The organism is Siminovitchia terrae, from assembly GCF_003605405.2.
Lineage (GTDB): Bacteria > Bacillota > Bacilli > Bacillales > Bacillaceae_C > Siminovitchia > Siminovitchia terrae.
On sequence record NZ_QYTW02000020.1, the window covers coordinates 89,700 to 99,049 of the forward strand.

The window sequence follows — 9,350 nt, forward strand, 5'->3', positions numbered from 1 at the left end:
CAACCATTTTGATTAAAATGCTGTTTTGGCGTTATTGAATAAGCTGTGTTAACTTATAATGGTGTTCGAATAATTAGGAGAGCATCCATAGTCTGACGGAAGACTGGATCTTTTTCACGATGCGACGTCAGCTAGGGAGTTTTCAGTAAAATAAATTCGATAAAGGACAACCATGGAAAAGGGATGTAATCTAATGGAGAGATTCATTGTAATTGGCGCCGGGATTTTCGGTGCCTCCACTGCTTATCATTTGGCCAGAGCGGGAGTGAATGTAACGATCATTGACCGCAAAGATAAGGGACAGGCGACAGATGCCGCTGCTGGTATCGTTTGTCCTTGGCTTTCTCAACGAAGGAATAAAGATTGGTATAGACTGGCAAAAACAGGAGCCGCTTTCTATCCCGGCTTGATTTCAGAACTTGAGGAGGCTGGAGAAACGGAAACTGGATATGCGAAAGTCGGGGCTATCAGCCTCCATACTGACCGAAAAAAGCTGATGGAGATGAAAGATCGGGCTTTAAAAAGGCTAGAGGACGCTCCGGAAATAGGCGAGATCCGGCTTCTGGATGAAGAAGAAACTCGTACCCTATTTCCCCCTTTGGCGGAAACTTACAGCTCCGTGTATGTAAGCGGTGCGGCACGTGTGAATGGCCGGGCACTGCGTGACGCGCTATTGCGTTCAGCGGAGAGGTTAGGTGCACAGATCGTATACGGTGATGCACGGCTTGTGACAGAAGGACAAAAGGTGACAGGCGTTAAGGCTTGCGGCGATTTTTATGAGGCATCAAAAGTTGTGGTAACAGTCGGTGCCTGGATTAGTGATTTGATGCAGTCCGTTGGCATCGGCTTTCGATCGAAGGATTTAAAAGCACAGATTGTACATATGAAACTGCCTGATACACAAACAAAAAATTGGCCAGTGATTATACCACCAGGAAGTCAATACATCGTTCCATTTGAAGACGGTCGGATTGTCGCCGGTGCAACCTATGAAAACTTTACCAACTTCGATCTGCGCGTAACGGCTGGCGGGATGCATGAAATTTTAGAAAAAGCCCTGGAAGTAGCGCCTGGTCTTGAAAACAGCAGCCTGTTAGAAACGCGGGTCGGCTTCAGGCCTTATACGCCCGAATCGATTCCGGTGCTTGGAGAACTGCCTGGATTTGAAAACATCCTCATTGGAAACGGGCTGGGGGCAACCGGCTTAACCGCTGGTCCTTACTTGGGGTCAGAGCTTGCGCGATTGACGTTGGGGGAAGAACCCAAAATGGACATGAGCCTGTACCAAGTGGAGCGGGCTTTAACGTGAGACCAGATCAAATGCGCCTTGGCGTATTTGCGCCCAGATTTTATCGAGCTCAGCTCGATAAATTTCCTCTGAAAATCTGTGGCATCCGCCGGAGGCTTTAACTTTATTCAGCCGGGGTTTGCCCCCCACTGAATGGAATAACAATATGCATTCATCTCACCACTTACAGAAGTGGGAGACTTCTGTTGAATGAAGTTAAAGTCGGCGGCCTACGGCAGGCGCTTTTCTTGAAAAAACTGGCGAGGGATTCCAATCTCGAATCCCTCATATAATTATGCAACTCATCTCTAATCGAGGCCTCCGCATCGTGCTGATTACGGAGTTATAAACGCGTGCTGCCCTGCCGTATATAAATCACGCCAGATTTTGTTGATAGCAGAATCTTCCATAATGGCTTCCATTCCAAGACAACGAATGATGCTTCCAGACCGACCGATGGCATCATGAACTGCCTGTTTACATGTTCCACTAAAATGATCCTCTTGTTCCAACGTAAGTGGCTTCCCGGTTAAATGATCAGCCCAGAGCAGGTCTAATTCTTTATAAAAATCAGCCCTATCTTTTTCAAGCTCTGTCCCTTTTTCCTGTGCAGCGACCAGGACCTTTTCAAAATGACTGGCTCCTTCTTTAAAACGGCGGGATGCTATTGCTTCTGCTTCCTGTTGAAAATGAGCGGCGATTCCGAGGCAGACGGACGTAAAAGTAGCCTGGGAAAATGGAATAAATGGGAATGTATGTACGAAACCGTCATATTCATTTTGTTTCCGCGTTAGATTGAAAGTTCTTTCTTCCGGTACAAAAGCATCTTTCACCCGTATTGCATGACTGCCTGTGCTTTTTAACCCAAAAGCTCGCCAATCATGGAGAACTTCCACTTGTTCCGGCATGAAAATAAAACTGGTCACTTCACCATCATCTTTTATACTGTTTGCTGTAAAAAAGGATGCAAACTCTGCTCCGCTGCAATATTTCCATTCACCGGTAACCAGAAAACCGCCTTGAACTTTTTTGGCCGCTCCTTGTGGATACCCGCTTCCCGCAATAACTGCTTTCTCATCATTGAACAATATATCAACCTGCTCTTTTTGTATATAGGGAACGAACATACCGCCTCCAGATCCAATTGCAGTCAGCCAGCCTAAATTCCCCTCTATTTCGGACATTTTTTCAAATACGCGAAGTGCCTCAGGAAGATCAAGGAATCTCCCGCCTAACTTTTCGGGAACAAACAGTTTAAAAAGCTTCTCTTTGAACATCCATTCCACTAGTTCCTTTGGAACACTCCTTGTTTGATCCATTTCCTTTGCACAGCTTCTAATATTATTTATGATCGATTCACTGAACATTATTTCTTCCTCCTATTTGCCCTTCGTCCTTACAAAAAAAATAAAACAACGTACAGATATCTGCACGCTGTATCCATCACTTTACAGCCAAAAAATTCCGATAATGACAAGCGCTCCTAAAATTAGGCCGCCGATTTGTCCAATCATCGCAGGGGTTACAACCGGCTTTGGCGTAAAAAACTTGATGTCTTCGATGTCCTGTTCCAGCTTTTCCATCTTGGTTCTCATTTCTTTTATTTCATTCAATAATTGTGTATTTGTTTCCTCTCTGGCTTTCAGTTCTTTCAACTCATTCAGTAACTGCAAACTAGTTTCTTCTTTTTCCATCTTGCCTACCTCCGTTCATCTTATTTATCAAATGCGCCTTGGCGTATTTGCGCCCAGATTTTATCGAGCTCCGCTCGATAAATTTCCTCTGAAAATCTGTGGCATCCGCCGGAGGCTTTAACTTTATTCAGCCGGGGTTTGAATCCCCACTGAATGGAATACCAATATACATTCATCTACCACTTACAGAAGTGGGAGACTTCTGCTGAATAAAGTTAAATACGAAATGGCTGTCTGAAAGTTTCATCTGTCTCTGTTCCGGGAAGCGCCACAAGCGTCAAATCTTCTTTTGCCAAATGTTTCAAAACCTGCAGCTTTCGAGCCCTTTTCTCCTTTTTACCCGTGAATTTATCTTTTCTACAATTATATTATACCAGCTAAAGAACTTTCCAATTGTCCCATCAATCCATCCAAACTGCCCAAAATCAATCACTTCATTTTTAAAAATAGTCCAAATATATAAAAATCTGATTTATCCGACGCAGAATCCCGCTCCATGTGATAGACTATGAGAATGATTGGAATATATACAAAATGGGGGGATTTTGTTGAAAGCGATTGTTCATGAAGGTAAGGCAGGAATGGCAGGTCTTTCGTTAAGAGAAATGGAAGTTGGCCAGCCTGGCCAGGGTGAAGTAAGGGTAAAGTTAAAAACAGCCGGGATGAACCATCGGGATTTATTCGTTCTTCACCGTCATAAACCAACGGATCCACCACTTATTATTGGCTCTGACGGTGCTGGGATTGTCGATGCTGTCGGTGAAGGTGTCACCTCTGTCAGTATCGGAGATGAAGTGATCATTAATCCCGGATTGGGCTGGATGGAAAAAAGCGATGCCCCACCTGAAGGATTTGATATTGTCGGACTTCCAGGCCATGGTACATTTGCAGAATACATTGTCATTCCAGCAGAAAATGCTATTCCAAGACCAGAACATCTGATTTGGGAAGAAGCTGGAGTATTTGGACTTGCTGCCCTTACAGGTTATCGTGCATTATTTACAAGAGGAAAAATTACACCGGATATGACGATCCTTCTTCCTGGAGTTGGAAGCGGCGTCATCACCTTTATTTTAAAATTTGCCAAAACAGTAGGAGCTACTGTTTATGTTACTTCGCGCTCGGAAGAAAAGCGTCAGCGCGCCCTTGAACTTGGAGCCGATAAAGCAATCGACAGTGATGGGGACTGGAATGAACAGCTAAGTGGCGAAAAAGTGGACTTGGTGATTGAATCAGTTGGAGCTGCTACTTTCAGCAAATCTCTTGGTCAGCTTCGTCCGGGAGGAACAATCGTCACTTTTGGCGCTTCAGCTGGAGATGAAATAAACTTGGATCTTCGCAGCTTCTTCTACGGACAGTACAACATGCTCGGTACCACCATGGGAAGTGCCGAAGAGTTCAAGGAAATGATTGAGTTTGTGAAAAAACATAAAATCAAACCGGAAATCGAAGCCATTTTTCCACTAAGTAAATATGAAATAGCCTTCAACCGTTTGGAAGAGGCCGAACAGTTTGGCAAAGTTGGATTCTTGATTGATTAATGATTAGAGACAGAGCTCAGCTCTGTCCTTTTTATTCCCAATTGTGGATATTCTTGTGGATAATTTGTTATTTTACTCTGTTCATATGTTAGTAATTCACAGATAGAAAACCTTTTTTTGCTTCAAATGTGGAATTTCAGGCAAGTTATACAGATATTGTGGGTAATTCCTTTGATGGTCTGTGGATAAATCATGTTTTGATCCTGGATCCCACTCCATTTTTAATGTGGATCATCTCTTAAGCAGTTTTTTTGTGGATAGATTTAGCCAGGCACTATGACAAAATGAAAAGGAACATTTATATGAGTTTGACAATCAAAGAGCTTTAATCACGCGAGGAAATCATGTTAGCCTTTCCCGTGATAAAACAGCTGCGGACCCATTTGGATGAAGGCTCTTATCTGAATTGGTCATTGAGGCACGGGAAAAAGAAGACTACAAAATGTTTGCCCTCTTTCATAAAGAAAATATCGTTGCAGTTACTGGTTTCCAGCCTATGACCACACTCTATTATGGGAGGTTCATTAGGGTTTGCGATTTAGTTACGGATGCCAATCATCGTTCAAAAGGATATGGTGAACAACTGCTTTCTTTTGCTCACGAATGGGCGAAGGAAAATCAATACGAAAGTATTGCACTATCCTCGGGACTTCAACGCTCCGATGCGCACTGTTTTTATCAAGAAAAAATGGGTTATGATAAAGTGAGCTATATTCAAAGCAAGTTTAAAGTAATATTTTATCAGCTCGCATTCATACCAATTCCTAAGTTCTAATTCTGTTTGCAACTTCCTCAACAGACAAAAGAACCTCCAGACAAAGCTGGAGGTTCCACATTTCTTCATTATTTTTTCAATAAAGCCGCGCCGGCGATTCCCGGGTTGGTCATTTCATATGCATCTAAAATTTGATCCAGCTCTTCGGCAGTCAATACGCCGAGTTCAAGGCAAAGCTCGCGGACAGAACGCCCTGTTTCAATAGCTTCTCGTGCGATAGCCGCAGCAGCCTCATACCCAATATGTGGGTTAACTGCAGTAATGATCCCTACACTTGATTCTACGTAATGCTTCATTCTCTCTTCGTTGGCAGTAATGCCTGATATGCAGTATTCGGTAAACACTCTGAAACCGTTGGTCATTACCGTGATGGAGTCCATCAAGTTATAGACAAGAACTGGCCCCATAACGTTCAATTCGAATTGGCCCGCTTCCGAAGCAAGGCTTACAGTTTGGTCATTTCCAATGACTTGGAAAGCGATTTGGTTGATAAGTTCAGCCATAACCGGATTCACTTTTCCAGGCATGATGGAAGAGCCCGGTTGTCTTGCCGGAAGATTGAGTTCCGCAAGCCCCGCTCTCGGTCCTGATGCCATGAATCTAAGATCATTTGCAATTTTGGACATGTTGGTCATGCAGATTTTCAATGCGGAGGATACCTCTGTGTAGGCATCAGTATTTTGCGTTGCGTCAACCAGATTCGACGCTGCCAGCATTGGCAACCCGCTGATATCTTCAAGATACTCAACAGCCAGTTTGATATATTTGGGATCTGCGTTTAAACCTGATCCAACTGCTGTTGCTCCTAAGTTCACTTCGTAAAGCCCCTCTTTTGAGCGACAGATACGTTTGATATCCCTTCCTATGACACGGCTGTATGCACCGAATTCCTGGCCAAGACGAATGGGAACAGCATCCTGAAGATGTGTTCTTCCCATTTTTACGACATGGTCAAACTCTTTCTGTTTCGCTTCAAAGGTGGCCTGCATATTTTCCATGACTAATAGCAATCCGTCAAGAACATTCAGAACTGCCACATGGATGGCAGTTGGAACACTATCATTCGTTGATTGAGCCATATTCACATGAGAGTTAGGGCTGATGGAGGCATAGTCGCCTTTCTTTTTACCCAGCAATTCAAGCGCCCTGTTGGCGATTACTTCGTTGGCGTTCATATTCATCGATGTACCGGCTCCGCCTTGAATCGGATCCACGATAAATTGATCGTGCAGCTTCCCTTCAATGATTTCCTGAGAAGCTTCAACAATTGCCTGCCCAATTTCACCCGGCAGCAATCCCACTTCAGTATTTGCCAATGCCGCAGCCTTTTTAACGATGGCCAATGCTTTAATCAGCTCTTCATGAAGCTTGTTGCCCGTAATTGGGAAGTTTTCTACAGCCCTGAGCGTTTGAATCCCGTAATAAGCATCGACGGGTACCTCTTTTGTTCCTAAAAAATCTTTTTCCTCTCGCGTTTCCATGACTGACGCTCCCATTCTTTTCCGTCCCCCATCTGGTATCCTTTTTTACCTGCATTAAAAGTTTACCCGGATCAGTTTTTCAAAATCCGGGCTTTCATAGAATATTTATAGTTCCATATTACATCGTTATACAGCATTTGGAAACAGTAAGTTTTCAAAATTTAATTTTCGTCAAAATTTTCTGCTATATAAATAAAGGCAGTTACTTTCAGCATATGAAAAACATTAAACTTGAACTACTCCCACTTAACAACCTTATGGTCTGTTTGAAGTGGGAGTCTTCTGTCAGGAAATGATAAAATTCCAATCGTTGAAGATTTAGCCTAGAAGGTCTAGGACAAGTGAATGATTCCTGCTTCTAATTTCTGCAATTGAACAATGGCGGAGACGCGAAGAATGACAAAAAATTCATGCTGACTATTCCTAGAGAAAATTCATTGAGCTGTTTCCTTAAACAATTCTCTTTCTCTCCATTTACCGAATCGGTAGTACCCAAACGCAAGAATACTGCTGATAACAAAGCTTGCAGCGATGCCGACGCCGATGCCTTCCTCACCTATTAATTGCGCAAAAATAAACGTGAGCGGATAACGCAAGACCCAGAAAGAAATGATATTGAGCACAAGTACCTGAAACATGGCACCTGATGCCCGAACGACTCCGTTCCACACAAAGTTAAGCCCGAGGAACGGATAGAAAAAGGCGATGATTTTCACATATTCTGTCCCGAAGGCGACCGCCCCTTCATCAGAAATGAACATGCGGATACCCCATCTTGCAAAAATAAAAATGATCATTGCTGCCAAAAGCATCGCCGCCAAGTTCAAAAGTAAGGCATACACCGTGATTTGCCTTACTCGTTCCCATTGTTTGACGGCAATATTCTGGCCCGCCATACTGTTGACCGCCGTCCCAAGTGCATGTGCCGGAAGCATGATAATACTGTCTAGACGCTGCGCCGCCCCAAAACCAGCCACTGCATCAGGACCGAAAGAAGTGACAACACTCATAATCGCAGCGAGTCCCGCTGAAATCACCATCATTTGAAGGCCTGAAGGAATCCCCTGCTTCAAAATCATGGATGCCTCTTCCCTTTTCGGAAGTTTGGGAATGGAAAAAGGGATCTGTTTGAATCGGATGCTCACCAATAGACCATAAAAAAAGGCTGTTCCCTGCGCGACAATCGTCGCATAGGCCGCCCCCTCGATTCCCCATTCAAAAACGTAAATAAACAAAGGGTCGAGAACTGCATTTACAATAACGGCTATCAAAACAAAGCGGACGGGTGTTTTACTGTTTCCAAGCGCCCTGAAAACAGTCGAAATAAAGTTATAACCGAACAAAAAAAAGATTCCAAGAAAGTTGATCTGCAAATAACTGACAGCCCCCGCAATCATTGAGGAAGGAGTGCCTAGGAACTCGAGAATATCCTTTGCAAAAACAACCCCTGCAACGCCAAGAGCAATAGCCATACCACTTAAAATGACAACAAAGGCATTGACAAAACTCCTCAGGCTGATCTCGTCGTCCTTCCCCTTAAGCTGAGAAAGAACTGTCAGCGTCGCATTATTTACCCCAATGATAAAAGAAAGAACAGAAAAAATAACCGTGCTCGAAACCGCTACGGCCCCAAGAGCATTGGCTCCAAGCAAATTCCCAACCCACAGACTATCAATAAATTGATAAGAAGTCTGAAGAAGATTAGTAACCAGAATTGGGAGCGAAAAAGAAAGGAGCTGCTTCCCAATCGGCCCGGCGGTAAAATCCTGCTGTTTCATTGTAGATATCCTTTCTATAAGAAAAGCGAAAGGCGCGCAGGCTCAGGGCGCGACATCCTATCGCTTCGCTTGCACTATTACTTCCTGTACGTCGCAGCTAGACATATAAAAATTTAATTCGAACAAAATATTTCATCTAATTTTATGCTTTCTTATCTTTTGACAATAAAGGTACTCTTCACATTATATATACAGAGCAAAAGAGAAAGCATGATTTTGACTTGTGAGCAGCAATATCAAATGCGCCTTGGCGTATTTGCGCCCAGATTTTATCGAGCTTCACTCGATAAATTTCCTCTGAAAATCTGTGGCATCCGCCGGAGGGCTTTGACTTTATTCAGCCGGGGTTTGAGCCCCCACTGAATGGAATAACAATATGCATTCATCTCACCACTTACAGAAGTGGGAGACTTCTGCCAAATGAAGTTAAAGGAAAACGATGCAATGATGTGCTAATCAAATGATGAATTAAAAATACTTGTGGGGGAATGGCNCAAATGAAGTTAAAGGAAAACGATGCAATGATGTGCTAATCAAATGATGAATTAAAAATACTTGTGGGGGAATGGCAAAAAACAGGGGTTTGGCCATTAATCAAACAATTGATTAAAAAATTTGAAATGCCTGTATCGGGAATACTAATCAATTGTAGAATTGAACTACTCCCACTTAACAACCTTACGGTCTGTTTGAAGTGGGAGATTCCTAAGAACACCTTCGTAACCGAAAGTTTTGATTAGGCTATCCCCGTAGTTCCTACGGTTAGAAGTCTTATAGCTTCGTTTCTAAGGTT

General features: G+C 43.3%; 8 protein-coding genes and 1 pseudogene. 3 read left to right on the top strand and 6 right to left on the bottom strand.

Going from position 1 to position 9,350, the window contains the following annotated elements; genetic code table 11:
* The first annotated feature begins 193 nt into the window (after positions 1–193).
* On the top strand, positions 194–1,309 hold the full coding sequence (locus D5F11_RS17675) for an NAD(P)/FAD-dependent oxidoreductase (protein ID WP_120117289.1): 1,116 nt from the start codon (positions 194–196) through the stop codon (positions 1,307–1,309).
* On the opposite strand, the gene D5F11_RS26690 is transcribed toward D5F11_RS17675, so the two are convergent.
* The 4 genes from D5F11_RS26690 to D5F11_RS26695 all read right to left on the bottom strand — a co-directional run bounded on the left by D5F11_RS26690 (position 1,301) and on the right by D5F11_RS26695 (position 3,158).
* A complete protein-coding gene (locus D5F11_RS26690) occupies positions 1,301–1,453 on the bottom strand; it encodes a hypothetical protein (RefSeq protein ID WP_185830769.1) in 153 nt (50 codons plus the stop codon). The two genes, D5F11_RS17675 and D5F11_RS26690, sit on opposite strands and share 9 nt — an antisense overlap.
* A gap of 170 nt (positions 1,454–1,623) precedes the next feature.
* Entirely contained in the window at positions 1,624–2,655 is a 1,032-nt protein-coding gene (locus tag D5F11_RS17680; RefSeq protein WP_120117288.1) for an acyl-CoA dehydrogenase family protein, read from the bottom strand.
* An 81-nt stretch (positions 2,656–2,736) separates the two neighbouring features.
* Positions 2,737–2,982, bottom strand: coding sequence for a hypothetical protein (locus tag D5F11_RS17685; RefSeq protein WP_120117287.1), 246 nt, complete (start codon positions 2,980–2,982; stop codon positions 2,737–2,739).
* Between the two features lie 20 nt (positions 2,983–3,002).
* A complete protein-coding gene (locus D5F11_RS26695; RefSeq protein ID WP_185830770.1) occupies positions 3,003–3,158 on the bottom strand; it encodes a hypothetical protein in 156 nt (51 codons plus the stop codon).
* 372 nt (positions 3,159–3,530) lie between these two features.
* Between D5F11_RS26695 and D5F11_RS17690 the strand changes: the two genes are divergently transcribed.
* Both D5F11_RS17690 and D5F11_RS17695 read left to right on the top strand, forming a co-directional pair.
* The gene (locus D5F11_RS17690) at positions 3,531–4,523 is read left to right on the top strand and encodes a zinc-binding dehydrogenase (protein WP_120117286.1); all 993 of its coding nucleotides are present in this window, start codon (positions 3,531–3,533) and stop codon (positions 4,521–4,523) included.
* 344 nt (positions 4,524–4,867) lie between these two features.
* A pseudogene (locus tag D5F11_RS17695) lies at positions 4,868–5,298 on the top strand (GNAT family N-acetyltransferase).
* Between the two features lie 68 nt (positions 5,299–5,366).
* Here the strand turns inward: D5F11_RS17695 and aspA are convergent.
* Entirely contained in the window at positions 5,367–6,779 is a 1,413-nt protein-coding gene (gene aspA, locus D5F11_RS17700; protein WP_244862085.1) for an aspartate ammonia-lyase, read from the bottom strand.
* A gap of 434 nt (positions 6,780–7,213) precedes the next feature.
* Positions 7,214–8,557 carry an MATE family efflux transporter gene (locus D5F11_RS17705; RefSeq protein ID WP_120117284.1) on the bottom strand — a complete coding sequence of 448 codons (1,344 nt, stop codon included), beginning with the start codon at positions 8,555–8,557 and terminating at the stop codon, positions 7,214–7,216.
* Positions 8,558–9,350 lie beyond the last annotated feature (793 nt).

Bases quoted from the DNA above. Each gene is read 5' to 3' on its own strand.
- D5F11_RS26695 (WP_185830770.1), bottom strand. From the start codon at position 3,158: ATGAATGTATATTGGTATTCCATTCAGTGGGGATTCAAACCCCGGCTG.
- D5F11_RS17685 (WP_120117287.1), bottom strand. From the start codon at position 2,982: ATGGAAAAAGAAGAAACTAGTTTGCAGTTACTGAATGAGTTGAAAGAA.
- aspA (WP_244862085.1), bottom strand. From the start codon at position 6,779: ATGGAAACGCGAGAGGAAAAAGATTTTTTAGGAACAAAAGAGGTACCC.
- D5F11_RS17675 (WP_120117289.1), top strand. From the start codon at position 194: ATGGAGAGATTCATTGTAATTGGCGCCGGGATTTTCGGTGCCTCCACT.
- D5F11_RS17705 (WP_120117284.1), bottom strand. From the start codon at position 8,557: ATGAAACAGCAGGATTTTACCGCCGGGCCGATTGGGAAGCAGCTCCTT.
- D5F11_RS17680 (WP_120117288.1), bottom strand. From the start codon at position 2,655: ATGTTCAGTGAATCGATCATAAATAATATTAGAAGCTGTGCAAAGGAA.